This window comes from Christiangramia pacifica (genome assembly GCF_057221535.1).
Map to the genome: position 1 here is coordinate 1,963,845 of NZ_CM170146.1, position 18,379 is coordinate 1,982,223.

The following is an 18,379-nucleotide window of genomic DNA, read 5'->3' on the forward strand; positions in this document are numbered from 1 at the left end:
TCCGTTAAATAAAAGTCAAATAACATATATACCTTTTGTACTTCCCGCCTTTGCGGTTATTTTGATCAAAACTGAAAAAATTTTAATGCTATGAAATTTTTAAAATTAAGTCTATTCTTTTTTGTTGGGATTTTATTGACCTCATGTGGTTCTAGTGGACCAACGGTAAAGGATGACGTAAAAAAATTAAAATCTTATAATTCTTACGCGTATTTGCCGAATAAGGATACTATCATGAGTAGGGATTATGACAATAATGCGATCAATGAAACGATCATTGAAACCATTAATGCCAATATGCGTGAGAATGGTTTTAGGTTGGATAAGTTACAACCCGATGTGCTGGTGTATGTCCATCCTATGTTCGATGAAAAGGTTGCTGTAAACGCCAATCCAGTGTATACTAATTATCCTTATTACCGTCCTGGTTTATATGTTGGACCGTATTACAGAGATTTTATGTATGATAATTATTTCACGATTCAACGAATTAATGGGCCTAGAGTAGAGCAGGTGCCATATAGAGAAAGAACCATTGTCATAGATTTTATTGACAGAAGGTCTAATGAAATTTTGTGGAGAGGAAGCTCTGAGGATAACATTGCTACCAGAAGAATCGAGCGTGAAACCCGTGAATATATTGATGATATTTTTAAAGAACTCTTTTAATTAGAGAAATAAGAATTGAAAAGCCGTGTAGATCTCACACGGCTTTTTTTTATTTATCTAAGCTCAGCTTTCAGTTCTTTTTCAAACCTGTATTGAAGTTTGCTCATCATCTTATCGACCTGTTTATCTGTAAGCGTCTTATTTTCATCCTGGAATACGAAACTAACGGCATAACTCTTTTTGCCTTCCGGAAGATTTTTCCCTTCATATACATCAAAAAGATTTACATCAGTAAGCATTTTCTTTTCTGTTTGTTTGGCAATTTGTTCGATTTCGTCGTAAGTAATAGATTGATCTAATAGCAAAGCAAAATCTCTACGAACGCTAGGATATTTTGGAATGGAAGTGAAGCTCATTTTTTGATGCTTGGCCATTTCAATTACCTCATCCCAGTTAAAATCAGCATAGATCAATTCCTGTTCAATATCAAACCTTTTAAGGATAGATTTTTTCACAACTCCAAATTCCACAAGTTTTGCCTTCTTGCTGCTCAATTGTAAACCTTCAGAAAAAATATCACTTTTTACCGTTCTACTCTTTAAGTTTTCTATTCCGAGCTTTTCAAAAATTGAATTTATCGTTCCTTTCAGAAAGAAAAAATTCCCTTTTCCAGTAATGCTATTCCAGCTTTCCGAACTTCTTTCTCCGGAAATAAATAGCGATAGATGTTTGTTTTCTTCCCTTCCGCTAACGTAAGAATGGTAAGTTTTTCCGAATTCAAAGATTTTGATATTATTTCTCCTACGGTTAATGTTGTAGCTAATGGCTTCCAGACCGGAGAACAGCATACTTTGTCTAAGTACAGAAAGGTCCTGGCTTAAAGGATTTAGCATTTCAACCTGGTATTCATCTTTTAGCTCTTCGCTCAGTTTATTATAATTAGCGGTAGTGAGTGAATTCGCCATGGTTTCATAGAAGCCCTGACCAATTAGCTGTCCAGCAATTAGATTTTGAATTTTATAATCTTCAAATTTTGAAGAATTCGCTACAGAAAGGCTGAGCTTATCTCCAAATTTAATATTGTTGTATCCGTAAACTCTCAGAATTTCCTCGATAACATCAGATTCACGCTGCACATCTACCCTGTATGACGGTATTGTTAGACCCATCCCGGTTTCTGTAACGTTGTTGACCCTGATCTCTAAGGAAGCCAGAATAGATTTGATGGTTTCTTCTTCCAGGTTTTCTCCGATAAGTTTATTCACTTTTTCGAAGGTCAGGAATACCTGGAAATCTTCAATTTTCTTGAAATATAAATCGTCTATATCACTGGTGATTTCACCACCGGCAATTTCCTTGATCAATAACGCTGCACGTTTCAAGGCAAATTCAACCGAATTGATATCAATACCTCTTTCAAATCTGAAAGAAGCATCTGTATTTATAGCATGTCTTTTAGCAGTTTTTCTAACGCTAACCGGATTGAAATAAGCACTCTCCAGAAATACCTGAGTAGTATTTTCAGTTACTCCGCTACCAATTCCACCAAAAACCCCAGCAATACATAGCGGTTTTTCAGCGTCACAGATCATAAGATCCTCTTCATGCAGTTCTCGCTCTACATCATCCAGAGTAGTGAATTTTGTGCCAGACTTCAGCGTTTTAACATTGATCTCGTTACCTACGATCTTCCCTGCATCAAAAGCGTGCAGCGGCTGTCCCAATTCGTGCATTACGTAATTGGTAGCATCTACCACATTGTTCTTAGGAGTTAATCCGATTGCTTTTAATCTATTTTGTAACCATTTTGGCGACTCTCCAACTTTAACTTCAGACAGGGTAACTCCGCAGTATCTTGGTGCTAGATTGGAATCATCCACTTTTATCTGGATTTTCAGACTTCTGCTATCAACATGAAAACTGCTTACAGATGGAGTAATAAGTTCCAGGTGTTTACCCATTTGCTGATATCCTGCTTTCAGATCTCTGGCTACACCCCAATGGCTCATGGCATCAGCCCTGTTTGGCGTTAAGCCGATCTCAAAAACTTCATCATTTTCCACCTCAAAAATATCAGCTACAGGAGTTCCAGGTACAAGCTCGTTATCCATCACCATAATTCCTTCATGACTCTGTCCTAAACCAAGTTCCTTTTCAGAACAGATCATTCCATAACTTGCTTCCCCACGAATTTTTCCTTTTTTGATTTCCCAGGCTTCTCCTTTTTCATCATAAAGCGAAGTACCAATGGTAGCTACAGGAACCTTCTGACCTGCACCAATATTTGGAGCGCCGCAAACGATCTGAACCTCTTCACCGTTACCAATATTAACTTTGGTTAATTGTAATCTGTCTGCATTTGGATGAGGCTCACAGCTTAGTACATGGCCTACCACCACACCATTCAGGCCGCCTTTTATACTTTGGAAGCTTGAAATACCTTCAACCTCAAGACCTAGATCTGTTAATAATTCACCTGTTTTTTCAGCTTCTTCAGGTAATTTAATGAACTGTTTCAGCCAGTTATATGAAATCTTCATGGATAATCTTTTTCAAGCAGCAAAGATAGTATTACGAATGGTTTTGTCATAATCTGAAAAATAATTTTGTTCCCTGAAAGTTTCACAAAAAAAGAGGTGCGAACACCTCTTTGAATTTTGAACATGATTTAATATTTCAACCTTTCTTTTTCAAATTCATTGTGCGTACTTTTTCCCATCCCGAATCGTTGGAACTGTAAGTGATCCATTCTACTTCATTCGCTTTTTTCTTAATGTCATGTTTCACTTGAACTTCCTTATTATCGTCATCCATATATTTCTCCATCATTTCGAAATGATCCGGTGAGATTTCTTTTATCTGCATCTTGGAACTGGAAATACCATTAGGCTGATTTCTTCTCATGTAAGCGACATCAAATTCATCTTTTACTGGATCATAAACCATGACTCTTTTGCAGCAAGGCTTATTATTCCCCATATCGTGGTCTACGATCATTATTGAACCGCTTTCATCATAGGATACATTGTTGCTGCTTTTCGTGCTGTTTACTTCTTTACCATTTTGATAAACCTTGGTCTCGTTATCCCAGTTCCCAACCAGGAAGTTCATTTGTTTGTCTTTGTTGTCCAGGATGGCAAGTTTCGCTTTACCAGCCTCGATGATCAGATCATTTTGTTCATGATCTTTCTTTTCAGCTATCGCTAGCGATTTTTCAATTTGCTTCCTCGCTTCATCTTTGCGATCCATTTCAAGTAACAGGTCTGAATAGCTATCGTATGGATTTGCCTCATCCGGATATTCTTCGATCTGTGCTTTTAATAATACTTCGGCACCCTGAAGATCCTCTTCATCCTGCATTAATCGGTAGGCCAAGACATTTAAGGGTTCGGCCATGCCCTCATACTCCTTATTGGTATTATTCTTTTCATAAACCTTTAAGACTTCCTGGACTCCCTTTTCTTTATAGGTGTCATAAAGTTTGGATCCCATGTCGTTTTCAGACCCGTTTTGAGCAACTATTGAAGCAGTAAAACATACAAATAGAAAACTCAACAGCATTTTGAATTTAGTGATTGCACTCATAATTTTAGAATTTATAGATTGTTATTGAATTAATCCAGATCAATCTTTGAGGCAATATGTAGGAGTAAAGATTTGAAGCTTATCTAAAGGTTCTGTAGGAAGATCCATATCCGGGGGAAAGTGGTTTAAAGATAATTAAAATGTGGTTATAATCCTGAAAATCAGTAAATAAAAAAAAGGGCCAAGGCCCTTTTTAATTTTTTCATGTTTTTATTTAGTCACAACTTTGGGTAAGATTTGGTGTATTATCATTCTTTTTTGAAACATCATTCACTTTAAAATCTGTCCAAACATTGCTGTTAGGACTCTTTCCACTGCAGTCTTTCACTAAAGTAACTGTCCATTCGTAATTAGTACAGCTAACTAGATCCATAGTGTTTTGCATAGTTTGACCAGGTGCACTCCATCCATCATTTTCTTCCAAACCAGAAACAGCTGTAGATTGAGCAAAAGTGAAAACAATAGCTGCATCCATCATATTTTCAGCTGGAGTATAATAGAACGTATAGGAGTTGTCACCGTGATTTGTATAGGAGAAGCTCTCTTCACAGTCTGAACAATCTTCTACAACTATCTCTTCGTCAATCCAGGCACCGGTAGTTTTATATCTTACCTGGTAGGTTTGAGCCATATCAAATGTGTGATCAAAACATGCCTGAGTATTCTCCTGAGTATGTAACAATTCTTCGTAATATTCGTCTTCTACCTCTTCAGTAGCCGGATCATCACCTTCAACCAGTAATTCAAATTTTACCAGGCTTGTTTTTGGTTCGTTATTACCTTTATAATCCTGAGGGAAATTAATACAGAACTCTGCGGATTCGCCTGCACACAAAGCTCCATAACTTAGACTTGCAGGAACTTCATCCTCTAGAGCAGGTTTCGCATCAGCAATAACAAATTCTTCATTTGAATCTAAAGATTCCACGCTACAGCCAGCGAAGGCGATAGCGAACATAAATAAGTAAATTATTTTTTTCATAATTAGTTGGTATTTAGAAAATTAGGAAGATGAATTTACTCAAATGGGGGATATCCCGTTATTTTTGTATCAACTTTTCGATGTAAGAATAGAAATTAACGTTGTAGGACTTATATTACTGAAAAACAGTTGCTTGCTAGCTAATATAATTCCAGATGGTTTTATTTTTTACTAACCTGGAATAGGCATTTTTTACCATGATATTTTCTTCTTTTGAAAGGTTTGGATCTTCCTTTAAAAGTTTTGCGGCATAATATCTGGCAGATTTTAAAATGGAATTATCTTTTACAATGTCAGCGATCTTTAAGTTTAAAACACCGCTTTGCTGAGTTCCCATCAGATCTCCAGGCCCGCGGAGTTTTAAATCTACTTCAGCAATCTCAAAACCATCATTTGTAGAAGTCATTGTTTCCAAGCGAGTTTTGCTATCATTAGATAATTTGTGCCCGGTCATTAAAATACAGAAACTTTGTTCAGCACCTCTACCAACTCTTCCGCGTAGCTGGTGCAATTGAGAAAGCCCAAACCTTTCGGCGCTTTCAATGATCATCACACTGGCGTTTGGAACATTTACTCCTACTTCTATTACAGTAGTAGCGACCATGATCTGGGTTTCAGCCCTGACGAATCTATCCATCTCATAATCTTTGTCTGCAGGTTTCATCTGGCCATGAACAATAGAGATCTGAAAATCGGGGAATTCCCGGGCAATACTTTCGTAACCATCCATCAAGTCTTTATAATCCATTTTTTCAGACTCCTGGATCAACGGATAAACCACATATACCTGTCTTCCTTTCTGAATTTCTTCTTTGATGAATCTGAAAACCTTTAGCCTGTTACTGTCATACCTGTGAACGGTTTTTATAGGTTTACGCCCTGGAGGAAGTTCATCTATAACTGAAATATCCAGGTCGCCATAGAGACTCATGGCTAAAGTTCGCGGAATCGGAGTAGCCGTCATCACAAGTATATGTGGAGGGATATGATTCTTCTTCCACAATTTTGCCCTTTGTGCAACTCCAAATCTATGTTGCTCATCAATAACTGCCAGTCCCAGGTTATGAAATTTCACTTTATCTTCCAGTAAAGCGTGGGTGCCTATCAGAATATTGATTTTTCCGTTTTCTAGTTTTTCATGGATTTCTCTTCGCTGGGCGGTTTTAGTTGAACCTGTAAGTAAATAGATTTCCAGGTCAAGATCTTTACATAAATCTTTGAGTCCGTTATAATGCTGAATAGAAAGAATTTCAGTTGGAGCCATTAAACAAGCCTGGAATCCATTATCCAAAGCAATGAACATGGACATCAAGGCGACGATCGTCTTTCCTGAACCAACATCTCCCTGTAGCAAACGATTCATTTGAGCTCCGCTACCCATATCTCCCCTAATTTCCTTGATCACTCTTTTTTGTGCATTGGTGAGATCAAAAGGTAGATGCTCCTGGTAAAAATCATTGAAATGATTACCAATCTGGTCAAAATTAAAACCTTTGATTTTCTGCTTGTGCAGCATGTTTTTCCTGAGTAACTGCAGCTGAATAAAGAAAAGTTCTTCAAACTTCAGTCGAAATTGAGCTTTGGCCAGCAATTCCTGATTTTTCGGAAAATGTATGTTGAAAAGCGCTTCCGCTTTTGAGATCAGTTTCAGTTCTTCTACGAGTTCTCGATTGAGACTTTCTGAAAATTTGAGCCCGGTTTGCTGCAGAACTTCCTGCATCAATCGCATGATGACCCTATTGGTAATACCTTTTTTTACCAGCAATTCTGTAGATGGATACACCGGCTGCATGGCTGTTCGGAGATTCTTCTTATAATCTGCTACCAGTTCCATTTCAGGATGTGGCATGCTGAAACTACCATTATACCAGTTCGTTTTCCCGAAGATCACGTAAGGCGTATTCAGCCTTAAGTTTTCACGAATCCATTTATGCCCACGAAACCAGATAAGCTCCATTTTACCTGTATCATCTACAAAATCTGCCACAAGACGTTTTCCTCGTTTCTGCTCCACCGTTTTCAGATGAACAATTTTGCCAACGATCTGTACTTCCGAAGAATTACGTTGAAGCTGGTTGATCTTATAAAATCCGGTTTTATCGATGTAGCGGTTGGGGAAAAAATTGATCAGGTCCCTGTAATATTGAATATTAAGTTCTTTTTTCAAGGTTTCAGCCCTGTTGGGACCAACACCTTTTAAATACTCAATAGGGGTTTGCAGAAGATTCTGGATCATAAAAACGAAGATATTAAAACCGATTGATTTTTAAATAGCTTGAAAGCATGAAGCGGTTTAAACCTTATTTTTTATGTATTAAAAGCCCAATTTTGTATTTTGCAGGAGTTATCTTCAATACATACATGCGAAATATACTTGCACTCCTTTTCTTAATGTTCCCGGTTGTTTTGCCGGCTCAGGAAACCGGAGTTTCTCAAACTGAAAATTTTGATTTTAAAAGGCTGGAAGGACTGGTGAAAATTTTTCCAGAAAAAGGATTGGTGAATGGAGAAGTTACTTTTTTCTTCGAAGTCCTGGCCCAGCAAGACACTCTATACATAGATGGAAGAAAAATGCAATTCACCGATGTTTTGCTAGACGATGATCCTGTTAATTATTTTACCGATGATAATGGGATCTATTTAATATCAGAATTTTTACCCTCAACCGGAAGACACTTAAAATTTAATTATTCAGCTCAGCCAGAATCTGCGATGTATTTTATAAACTGGGATAATCCAGAATCTGATGGTACTCAAAGACAGGTTTGGACTCAGGGACAGGGAAAATATACTTCTACGTGGTTACCGAGTTTTGATGATATGAATGAAAAGCTTGAGTTCGATATCACTTATCAATATCCTAAACCTTACCAGGTAATTGCCAATGGCAGATTGCAAAAAAAGAAATCGGTCAATGATAGCATTACGAGCTGGAAATTTGATATGGAGCGCCCCATGAGCAGTTATCTTGTTGGATTTGCTGCCGGAAGATTTGATTCTATTGTGATGAATTCTTCTACCGGCGTTGATCTCAAACTTTATTACAGACCAGAAGATTCTGTTTTTGTAGAACCAACCTACAGATATTCCGCAGAAATTTTTGATTTTTTAGAAAATGAAATTGACGTTGAATTCCCATGGCAGGAATATAAGCAGGTACCAGTTCTGGATTTTCTTTACGGCGGAATGGAAAATACGGGAGCTACGATATTTTCAGCATCTTTTCTAACAGATTCTATTGGATTCAAAGATCAAAACTATGTGAATGTGAATGCGCATGAATTGGCTCATCAATGGTTTGGCGATCTTGTAACCGAAAAGAATGGAAAGCATCACTGGTTGCATGAAGGCTTCGCAACTTATTACGCTTTGCTTGCTGAAAAAGAGATCTTTGGCGATGATTATTATTACTGGAAATTATACGAAACCGCGGAAAGTCTAAAAAAATTAAGCGATTCCGGAAAAGGACAGGCGCTATTAGATCCAAAAGCTAGCTCCCTGATCTTTTATCAGAAAGGGGCCTGGGCATTACATATTTTGAAAGACAGGGTGGGAGATGAAGCTTTCAAAAAAGGAGTGAAGAATTACCTTGAACTCTATAAATATCAGAATGTAGAAACCGATAATTTCCTTGCTGAAATGGAAGCCGCTTCCGGCATGGATCTTACTCAATTTAAAAAAGACTGGTTGGAACAATCGGCTTTTAAAGCAAACCAATCGCTTGAGTCTTTAAAGCAATCAGAATTCATTGTAGATTATCTGAACATTGCTGCTCTGAGAGAAACGCCGTTTGATCAGAAAATAGATTTTCTTGAAGATGCTCTGCAATTCCCGGTAAATGATTACATAGGTCAGGAAGCTGTGAACCAGTTATCAGGAATTCAATCACCGGAAGCTATCAGGTTGTACAAAAAAGCCTTTGATTCTAATAATATTTTTGTCCGGCAGGCAATTGCGAGTAGTATGGTTAAAATCCCAGATGTTCTAAAATCAGATTTTGAATCCTTGCTTGATGATGAATCTTACCTGACCCAGGAAGCTGCTCTTTTCAAGCTTTGGGAACAATTTCCTGAAGATCGAAAAGAGTATTTATCAAAAATGAAGAAAGTAGACGGATTCTATAACAAGAATGTCAGAATGCTGTGGTTAACACTAAACCTGGTTACTCCAGAATTTGAAGCTGAGCTTACGCAGGATTATTATAAAGAACTTGCTGGATATTCTTATGCCGGTCAGCCCTTTCAGTTGCGGGAAAATGCCTTTAGTTATTTGTATCAATTAGGCGCACTCAATGAAAAAAGTCTTGAAAGCTTAATAAAAGGAACACAGCATCATGCGTATAGATTTAGGGATTATTGCAGAAAATTGTTACTGGAGCTTTTGAAAAACGAAGAATACGCGCAGAAACTGGAAGAAGTTTCAGGAAATTTGAAAGAGGCAGAAACTGCTTATTTGAAATCTAAATTAAACGGTTAATATGCGCGCGCTGGTAATTTCGGGGGGAGGCAGTAAAGGCGCATTTGCCGGCGGGGTAGCCCAGTATCTTACTGAAGAATTAAAAAAGGACTATGATCTTTTTATCGGTACCTCTACCGGAAGTCTTCTAATTTCCCACATGGCGCTTGAAAAAGCGGAAAAAGTTAGAAAGGTTTTTACCTCGGTTAATCAATCCAGTATCTTCAGTAACCGACCTTTTCTGATCAAGAGAAAACACGGGTATGATAATATAAGCATCAATCACTTTAACGTGCTGATGAATTTTCTGAAAGGCAAGAAGACATTTGGTGAAAGTCTGAATTTAAAAAAACTTCTTAAGGAGACTTTTACAAAAGATGAATTTGAACAATTGAAAGCCGGCCCCAAAGATATCGTTGTTACCGTTTCCAATCTTTCTTTGAATGAAGTTGAGTACAAATCTATCAAAGATTATGAATACGAAGATTTTATAGAATGGATCTGGATTTCCTGTAATTATACTCCCTTTATGAGCCTGGTGAAAAAGAACGGCTGCGAATATGCAGATGGTGGTTTGGGTTCTATGGTTCCTATTGAAGAAGCTATTAAAAGGGGCGCCACCGAAGTAGATGCGATCATACTGCAAACTGAAGTGACCTATTTCAATAGAATGCCTTCAAAAAATGTATTTTCACTCATCACGAATTTGTTTGCATTTATGCTGGATAGAATCGAAACCCAGAATATAAGGATAGGTAAATTTTCCGCAGCCAATAAAGATGCCGTTTTGAATTTCTATTATACCCCAAGTATATTGACCACGAATTCCCTTATTTTTGATGAAGAGAAGATGAAAGCATGGTGGGAAAGCGGTTATGAATTCGCTAAGCATAGAAATAAAGAGTTGAACCAAATCGAACCTTAATGCGCGCATTAGTAATATCTGGAGGAGGAAGCAAAGGCGCTTTTGCCGGCGGAGTTGCTCAATATCTTATACAGGAAAAGAAACGTAATTATGATCTATACCTGGGAACTTCCACCGGAAGTCTTTTAATTCCGCATCTTGCCGCAGGAAATATTCAGAAGATATATGACATTTATACCAATGTTAACCAGCGGAAGATTTTCAGTATCAATCCATTTGTAGTAAAAAAGAAAGATGGCCGGGAGTATGTGACCATCAATTATCTGAATACGATCTGGCAGTTCATCCGTCAGCGCAGAACATTTGGAGAGAGTAAGGCATTAAGAAGAAACATCAGGAAGAATTTCTCACACCAGGATTTTACCGAGCTTAAGAGTAAGGTCAAGGATGTGGTTGTTACCGTTTCCAATCTTTCCAAAAATAGAGTAGAATATAAGTCTATTCACGAGTTTGAATATGACGATTTTTGCGACTGGATCTGGATAAGTTGTAATTATATTCCTTTTATGAGCCTCGCGCAAAAAGACGGTTTTGAATATGCCGATGGTGGTCTTGGTTGTGTAGTTCCAATCAGGGAGGCTATCAAAAGAGGAGCGACAGAAGTAGATGCGATCATCCTGGAAGCCGAAAATATGGAATACAACAAAATCCTCGGAAAAAATCCATTTTCACTGATGGTGAATCTTTTCGGATTTCTACTGGACCAGGTGGAATATCATGATATCGTTGAAGGTAAACTGGCGGCGATGAATAAAAAGGTGAAACTTAATATTTACTATACACCTACCAAATTAACCGAAAACTCTCTGGTCTTTAATAAAAAAGCCATGACCGAATGGTGGCAGCAAGGTTATGAATATGCCGAAAAAAAGGAAATGGAGAAAAAAGCGGCTAAATCTTCCTGGTTTAAGCTAGGTTTTTAACCTCTTTTTTAATGTAAGAAAGTGCAGCATCCGTAGGCGGTTGCTTTTCCATTAGTGATTTCAGGATCACTTCCCGCAGCTCATCTGATGTATTTACATCCTCTTTAGCGACAGCTTTTCTAATCATAGTAATCGTCGCATTTTTTGAAGTTTTGATATAATCCCAGCATTCATTGGTTATATATATCTGTTGCGCCAGATTATGCTCGAACTCCTGTTCTATATTAGCTATCAATAATGTTGCGTAAGAATCGGCATCTTCAGACGTTGGCTGTACCCTGAATAAAATTTTGCCCGGAGAAATTCGTTCCAGAAAGAGAGCTAGCCTTTCATACGCCTGTAGTCTTATTGGTAAAGCTGTTTTCTGTTTTTCTCTCAGCAGTAAAAATCTTCTTCTATTTTCTTCATTTTTTGAATAAGTGTTGAAAAAATAAAAGGAGATCAAGCCAACAATCAGGGCTGGTAATAGGGAATATAAAAGATCAAGAATTTCAGATTCGTTCATCAGTTAAATTAATTTAGTCTATAGCTTTTTCCGTTTTCTGAAGATGCTCCAGGTTGAGGTTTCCACCCAAATGAGCACATTCAACGAGTTCTTTCACAGAGCCGAAATTTACTTCATCTTTGTGGTATGAAAAAGTAGTAGCCAGAGTTTTTGCAAGATTCTTATCGCTGAGGTTGATGTCCACATCATCAGTGGTAAACTGGCAGGGATGCTCATAACCACAGGCATGGCTTATTTGAAGTAATTCTTTTCTGAATTTCACAAAATAGAAATTGGTGCGCATCGCTTTATCATTAATATCTATTCCCGCCTGTAACCATTTATTCTGTGTAGCGACACCAGTAGGGCAGGTGTTGGTATGACAGCTTTGCGCCTGTATGCAACCAATACTCATCATCGCTTCCCGTGCAACATTTATGCAATCTGCACCTAAAGCAAAAGCCATGGCAGCCTTGGCCGGAAATCCTAATTTACCGGAGGCAATAAACACAATCCGATCTGTCAGCTCATATTTCTGAAAGATCTTATAAACATCGGTAAACGCATAGATCCATGGAAGTGAGACATGATCTGCGAAACTTGGCGGTGCAGCGCCGGTACCACCTTCACCACCATCTATAGCAATAAAATCTGGACCGTGATCCTTTTCCTGCATGATCTTCGCTAGTTTTTTCCAGTCTTTTAACTGACCAACAGCAGATTTGATTCCTACAGGTAATCCTGTCGCTTGTGCCATTTCTTCAATAAAATCTACCATTCCTTCAACTGAATCAAAAGCCGTATGAAAGGCTGGAGAGATCACATCCTTGTTCATGGGGACGCCTCTGATTTCGGAAATTTCTTTAGATATTTTCGCTGCTGGAAGTACACCGCCTTTTCCAGGTTTTGCTCCCTGCGATAATTTCAGTTCTATGGCTCTAACCTGCGGATTATCTTTTACAAGTTTCACCAATTTGTCCAAAGAGAAATTTCCATCTTCATCTCTTACTCCAAAATATCCGGTTCCTATTTGAAAAACAACATCAGCACCTCGCTTGTGATAGGGAGAAAGTCCGCCCTCACCAGTGTTATGATAGGCGCCGGAAAGTTTACATCCCTCGTTCAGAGATTCAATAGCTTTTGCGGAAAGAGAACCGTAACTCATGGCGGAAACATTGATAATAGAAGCAGGCCTGAACGGTTTTTTCCGCCTATTCCATGCGCCCATTACTTTTGCGCAGGGAATCAATCCTGAATTTTTTAAATTGGGATGACCCTCAGGAAGTTTGTAGGGCAGCATGGCATTATTAATAAAAATGTAATGCGTTGAAAAAATATCCTGATCTGTACCAAAGCCCTCGTAGTTGTTCTCGTTTTTAGCCGATGCATAGATCCAGCCGCGCTCACGGCGATTAAATGGCAATTCTTCCCTGTTATTTGCAACGATATACTGTCTTAGTTCAGGCCCAATACTTTCGAGGAAATATCGCAGATGCCCAACCACAGGAAAATTATGCTTTATGGTATGTTTTTTATTGAAGAAAACATCTGAAATTGCAATTAAGACTAACACGATTAAAAGCCAGCCCCACCAGGGAATCCAACCTAAAATCTCCAATACTTCATTCATCATTAATTATTTAAATAATCAAGGGTAAGTTGTGTCATCGATTCAACTCCTAATAATAATCCGCTTTCATCAATGAAAAAATCGGGAGTATGATGCCTGGTCGGTTCGCCACCTTGCGGCATGCCTCCAAGAAAGAAATAAAAACCAGGAACCTCCTCCTGAAAAAATGAAAAATCCTCTCCGCCGGTCGTTGCTTTCATCAAACTCACGTTTTCTTCTCCAGCGACCGATTTTAAAGTCGGAAGCATTTTTTGTGTAAGTTCAGGATCATTAAAAGTAATGGCAGTATTATTCTGAATTTCGATTGTGGCTTCACCGCCATAAGCCGCAGCAATTGCCGGCACCATTTCTTTCATTCTTGAAAGTATCAACTCTTTATTTTTTGGATCTAGCGTTCTAACCGTCCCAATCATTTCTGCAGTTTCCGGGATGATATTGAATCTTACGCCACTGGTAATCTTCCCAACGGTAATCACAGAAGCAGATTCTGTTAATTCAGCGTTTCTACTGATGATGGTTTGCAATCCGTCAATGATCTTTGCAGAAATTAGAATTGGATCAACCCCGCTCCATGGAGCCGAACCGTGAGCCTGTTTCCCTTTTACATTTATAACGAAACGCTCCACCGCAGCCATGGTTCCTTCAGGTTTATATTTAATGGTTCCAACGGGAGTAGCGGCATTGATATGAAGTCCGAAAATTGCATCTACATCAGGATTTTTTAGCACGCCCTCTTTGATCATTAAGGCAGCTCCACCTTCTTCCCCTGGTGGCGGTCCTTCTTCTGCAGGTTGAAAAATGAATTTTACTGTTCCGTTGATCTTGTCTTTATTATTTGAAAGTATTTCAGCAACACCCATAAGGATCGCGGTGTGGGTATCATGACCACAGGCATGCATTACTCCGGTCTTTGCATCGAGAAATTCTGTTTTCACTTCAGACTTGAAAGGCAGATCATTATTTTCTGTAACCGGAAGTGCATCGATATCTGCTCTTAAGGCTATTGTTTTACCGGGATTATCACCTTTTAAAATACCAACCACACCAGTTTTCCCAACTCCTGTTTGAATTTCAATTCCCAGGGAATTTAAATGCTTCGCAATTTTTTTAGCTGTTTCGAATTCCCGGTTGGAAAGTTCCGGATTTTGGTGAAAATCTCTTCGCCATTCTATCACTCTGGATTCAATATTCTTAAAATTTTCTTGCGGAATCGTAGTTTCTTGTGCCTGGGCAATACAGGAGAGAAGAATTCCGGCTAAAAACAAATAGTTTTTTACTCTCATTTTTTAAAATTTAATTAGTTGATATCCATCATTCTGTAGTTGAACTAAAGCAGTCATCGCAGATAAGGCAAATTTCACATCACCAATCGTATTTTTCCTGGTCACTTTGTAATGAGCAGCGCTTTGTCCGCATAAAATAATTTCGACTCCATGCTGACTTAATTGTTTGATCAGTTCAATATTCGGGTTTATGGATTCTTCAGGATATTCTTTTTTATAAAAATCGCTTTCCAAAGCATCTTTCACCGCTTTGCCGTGAAGCACCAAAGCGAGTTTCATATTTTCAGGTTTTACACCTGCTTTCTCATGCATGTTAAGATATCTTGCTGCGGTTTCAATAAGAAGATTTGGTTCAGAAGCTTTAAAATTTCTGTCTACGTCAAAAACTACTTTTAGCACGGAAGAAGTGTCAGTTTTAAATTCAGGAGACTTCACTTTATAGGTTTTTCCGTACTCGCTTATAAGATTTCCCGATGTGGCCTCCTGTGAATTCACCTGGAAGGAAAGCAGAAATAGTAGAGCGAGAATTGTTTTTTTCATAGATACTTCGGGAATCTTTTGATTTAGGATTTTAAAGATATTAAATTATAATCCTTTTGAACTTACCATCACACCTAATTGTTTAAAAAACGCTTGCTGTCCGGTTTCCTTTTTTGACCATTTTGGTTACCTTTCAGCTTTTAAAAAACGGAGAAAATTTGGAAGCTTATTTAGCTGAATTGAATGATGCACAGAGGGCTCCGGTGCTGCAAAAAGATGGACCCATGATCGTTATTGCCGGAGCAGGTTCCGGTAAAACCCGAGTGCTTACATATAGGATCGCTTATCTGATGAATCAGGGAGTGGATGCGTTTAATATCCTTTCGCTGACTTTTACGAATAAGGCAGCTCGGGAAATGAAACAACGTATCGCGAAGATCGTTGGAAACAGTGAGGCAAAGAATCTCTGGATGGGAACTTTTCACTCCGTTTTCGCTAAGATCCTTCGGTTTGAAGCAGACAAACTGGGATATCCTTCTAATTTCACCATTTATGACACCCAGGATTCACATAGTGTGATCAGGGCTATCATTAAAGAGATGAGGCTGGATAAGGATGTTTACAAGTATAAACAGGTCTACAATCGTATTTCATCATATAAAAACAGCCTGATCACTGTAAAAGCCTATTTTCAAAATCCTGAATTGCAGGAGGCCGATGCTATGTCTAAAAAGCCTCGTTTAGGTGAGATCTACAAAGCTTATGTAGATAGATGCTTTAAGGCAGGAGCTATGGATTTTGATGATCTTCTTCTAAAAACCAACGAGCTTTTAAATCGATTTCCGGAAGTCCTTCACAAATATCAGAGCAGGTTCAAATACATTCTGGTAGATGAGTACCAGGATACCAACCACTCGCAGTATCTAATCGTTAGAGCACTATCAGATAAATTTCAGAATATTTGCGTAGTAGGTGATGATGCGCAAAGTATTTATGCCTTCCGTGGAGCAAATATCAATAACATTCTGAACTTCCAGAAAGATTATGATAATGTACAGATGTACCGCCTGGAGCAGAATTACAGGTCTTCCAAGAATATTGTGAATGCAGCAAACTCTATCATAGATAAGAACAAGACAAAATTGGACAAGATCGTTTGGACGGCGAACGAAGACGGACCAAAGATCATAGTGAACAGGCTGCTTACCGATGGGGAGGAGGGAAGATATGTGGCGAGTTCGATTTTTGAGAATAAGATGCAGAATCAAATGGATAATGGTGATTTTGCGATCTTATACAGAACCAATGCCCAGAGTAGAGCAATGGAGGACGCTTTAAGGAAAAAGGATATTCCGTACAGGATTTACGGTGGTCTCTCATTTTACCAGAGAAAGGAAATTAAGGACGTTCTCGCTTATCTAAGACTGATATTGAATCCAAAGGATGAAGAAGCTCTGAAAAGAGTTATCAATTATCCTTCTCGCGGTATAGGTCAAACCACGATGGACAGGCTGGCCATTGCCGCAAATCAGCACAACCGTTCTATTTTCGAGGTGATCCAGAACCTGGATAAACTAGATCTTAAAATTAACCGTGGAACTCAGACGAAGCTGGAGAATTTTGTGAATATGATCATCAGTTTCGGGATCATGAATGAAACCAGTGACGCCTTCCAGATTGCAGAAACAGTTACCAAGAAAACGGGACTTGTTCAGGAATTAAAGAAAGACGGAACTCCGGAAGGTATCGCCCGGATAGAAAATATTGAGGAATTACTGAACGGAATTCGTGACTTCGTGGAAGGGCAAAAGGAACTTGCTGATGCTACCGGTTCACTATCAGAGTTTCTTGAAGATGTAGCCCTGGCAACAGATCTTGATAAAGATACTGGGGATGAAGACAGGGTTGCTTTAATGACTATTCATCTCGCCAAAGGGCTTGAATTTCCCTACGTTTATATTGTGGGAATGGAAGAAGATCTTTTCCCTTCGGCAATGAGTATGAACACAAGAAGTGAACTTGAAGAGGAACGTAGATTATTTTATGTAGCCCTTACCCGGGCTGAAAAACAGGCTTATCTTACTTATACATTGTCCAGGTATCGCTGGGGAAAACTTGTAGATGCTGAACCGAGCCGTTTTATTGAGGAGATCGATGATCAGTATCTTGATCTTATGGTGCCTCAAGACGACTATAAATATAAGCCACTTATAGATACCGACATTTTTGGGGATGAGGTTGATAAGAGCAAACTTAGAACTACCAAACCGAAAAGCGGAACTCCGCCTCCTGCACACAAACCTTCGGAAGAACAACTAAGAAAACTTAGAAAATTGAAGCCTGCCGCAACAGAACCGGAGAAGGCGAGAAATACTCTGGATCTTTCGGAAGGAAACGAAGTGGAACATATGCGCTTCGGAAAAGGAAAGGTTTTGAAACTTGAAGGATCTGGACAGGACAGGAAAGCTGAAATAGATTTTGAGCAAGGAGGAATAAAGAAATTATTACTCCGTTTCGCAAAATTGAAAATTCTTTCATAGTCAGATATTTGCATTCATGTATTTTTTACATATATTAGCTAAGAGATGTAATTGAAGCCCTACCTTTAGTATATTTCAAGAACCAAACAAAAACAAAGTTTTTTAGAGACCTCTTTTTAGAGGTCTCTTTTTTTGTGGCAATTTTTGAGTCTCTCTATAATTTGAATAACTGTTAAATATCCTGTAAAATATGGGGTCACCACATTCTTTTAGATGAAAATCTGAGTAATATTCTTTATCTTGAAAAGAAAAAAATGATACGAGAAGGAAGTACAGTTAAATGGAAATGGGGTAATGGCACTGCGAAAGGAAAAGTGATTTCTACCTATACCAAAAAAGTAACCAAGCAAATTGACGGAAGCGATATAACTCGTGAAGGAGAAGAAGGGAACAAGGCACTTTATATTGAGCAGGAAGATGGCTCCAAAGTGTTAAAGCTCGAAAGTGAAGTTGAGAACAGCTAATAAAGATTGCTGAAGGTGT

At 38.4% G+C, this 18,379-nt stretch carries 14 protein-coding genes; 6 read left to right on the plus strand and 8 right to left on the minus strand.

The window, feature by feature from the left end; translation table 11 throughout:
* The first annotated feature begins 90 nt into the window (after positions 1 to 90).
* Positions 91 to 669: a DUF4136 domain-containing protein gene (locus AC2S94_RS09180; RefSeq protein WP_484628304.1), complete on the plus strand. Its 579-nt coding sequence runs from the start codon at positions 91 to 93 to the stop codon at positions 667 to 669.
* A 53-nt stretch (positions 670 to 722) separates the two neighbouring features.
* Here the strand turns inward: AC2S94_RS09180 and pheT are convergent, their stop codons facing one another.
* The 4 genes from pheT to recG form a co-directional block, all read right to left on the minus strand.
* Complete coding sequence (gene pheT / locus AC2S94_RS09185) at positions 723 to 3,149, minus strand: phenylalanine--tRNA ligase subunit beta (protein ID WP_484628305.1); 2,427 nt, start codon at positions 3,147 to 3,149, stop codon at positions 723 to 725.
* Positions 3,150 to 3,285: 136 nt separating this feature from the next.
* A complete protein-coding gene (locus AC2S94_RS09190) occupies positions 3,286 to 4,194 on the minus strand; it encodes a tetratricopeptide repeat protein (protein ID WP_484628306.1) in 909 nt (302 codons plus the stop codon).
* Positions 4,195 to 4,408: 214 nt separating this feature from the next.
* On the minus strand, positions 4,409 to 5,176 hold the full coding sequence (locus tag AC2S94_RS09195) for a hypothetical protein (RefSeq protein WP_484628307.1): 768 nt from the start codon (positions 5,174 to 5,176) through the stop codon (positions 4,409 to 4,411).
* Between the two features lie 136 nt (positions 5,177 to 5,312).
* Entirely contained in the window at positions 5,313 to 7,412 is a 2,100-nt protein-coding gene (recG, locus tag AC2S94_RS09200; protein ID WP_484628308.1) for an ATP-dependent DNA helicase RecG, read from the minus strand.
* A gap of 125 nt (positions 7,413 to 7,537) precedes the next feature.
* Between recG and AC2S94_RS09205 the strand changes: the two genes are divergently transcribed.
* The 3 genes from AC2S94_RS09205 to AC2S94_RS09215 are packed head-to-tail and all read left to right on the plus strand — an operon-like array spanning position 7,538 to position 11,479.
* The gene (locus AC2S94_RS09205) at positions 7,538 to 9,652 is read left to right on the plus strand and encodes a M1 family metallopeptidase (protein WP_484628309.1); all 2,115 of its coding nucleotides are present in this window, start codon (positions 7,538 to 7,540) and stop codon (positions 9,650 to 9,652) included.
* Between the two features lies 1 nt (position 9,653).
* The gene (locus tag AC2S94_RS09210) at positions 9,654 to 10,556 is read left to right on the plus strand and encodes a patatin-like phospholipase family protein (RefSeq protein WP_484628310.1); all 903 of its coding nucleotides are present in this window, start codon (positions 9,654 to 9,656) and stop codon (positions 10,554 to 10,556) included.
* Positions 10,556 to 11,479: a patatin-like phospholipase family protein gene (locus tag AC2S94_RS09215; RefSeq protein ID WP_484628311.1), complete on the plus strand. Its 924-nt coding sequence runs from the start codon at positions 10,556 to 10,558 to the stop codon at positions 11,477 to 11,479. Before AC2S94_RS09210 ends, AC2S94_RS09215 begins: the two co-directional genes overlap by 1 nt.
* On the opposite strand, the gene AC2S94_RS09220 is transcribed toward AC2S94_RS09215, so the two are convergent.
* Genes AC2S94_RS09220 through AC2S94_RS09235 form a run of 4 tightly spaced genes read right to left on the minus strand, consistent with a single transcriptional unit; the run spans position 11,463 to position 15,416 of the window.
* On the minus strand, positions 11,463 to 11,984 hold the full coding sequence (locus AC2S94_RS09220) for a DUF7935 family protein (protein ID WP_484628312.1): 522 nt from the start codon (positions 11,982 to 11,984) through the stop codon (positions 11,463 to 11,465). The genes AC2S94_RS09215 and AC2S94_RS09220 overlap by 17 nt on opposite strands.
* Before the next feature lie 13 nt (positions 11,985 to 11,997).
* Positions 11,998 to 13,593 (minus strand): FMN-binding glutamate synthase family protein, encoded by a 1,596-nt coding sequence (locus AC2S94_RS09225; RefSeq protein ID WP_484630905.1) that lies wholly within the window; start codon positions 13,591 to 13,593, stop codon positions 11,998 to 12,000.
* A gap of 2 nt (positions 13,594 to 13,595) precedes the next feature.
* A complete protein-coding gene (locus tag AC2S94_RS09230; protein WP_484628313.1) occupies positions 13,596 to 14,876 on the minus strand; it encodes an amidohydrolase in 1,281 nt (426 codons plus the stop codon).
* 3 nt (positions 14,877 to 14,879) lie between these two features.
* Entirely contained in the window at positions 14,880 to 15,416 is a 537-nt protein-coding gene (locus tag AC2S94_RS09235) for a DsrE family protein (protein ID WP_484628314.1), read from the minus strand.
* Between the two features lie 158 nt (positions 15,417 to 15,574).
* On the opposite strand from AC2S94_RS09235, the gene AC2S94_RS09240 reads away from it, so the two are divergent.
* Together AC2S94_RS09240 and AC2S94_RS09245 are read left to right on the plus strand one after the other, a co-directional pair.
* On the plus strand, positions 15,575 to 17,896 hold the full coding sequence (locus tag AC2S94_RS09240) for an ATP-dependent helicase (RefSeq protein WP_484628315.1): 2,322 nt from the start codon (positions 15,575 to 15,577) through the stop codon (positions 17,894 to 17,896).
* Positions 17,897 to 18,150: 254 nt separating this feature from the next.
* Complete coding sequence (locus AC2S94_RS09245) at positions 18,151 to 18,360, plus strand: hypervirulence associated TUDOR domain-containing protein (RefSeq protein ID WP_484628316.1); 210 nt, start codon at positions 18,151 to 18,153, stop codon at positions 18,358 to 18,360.
* The last annotated feature ends 19 nt before the right edge of the window (positions 18,361 to 18,379 follow it).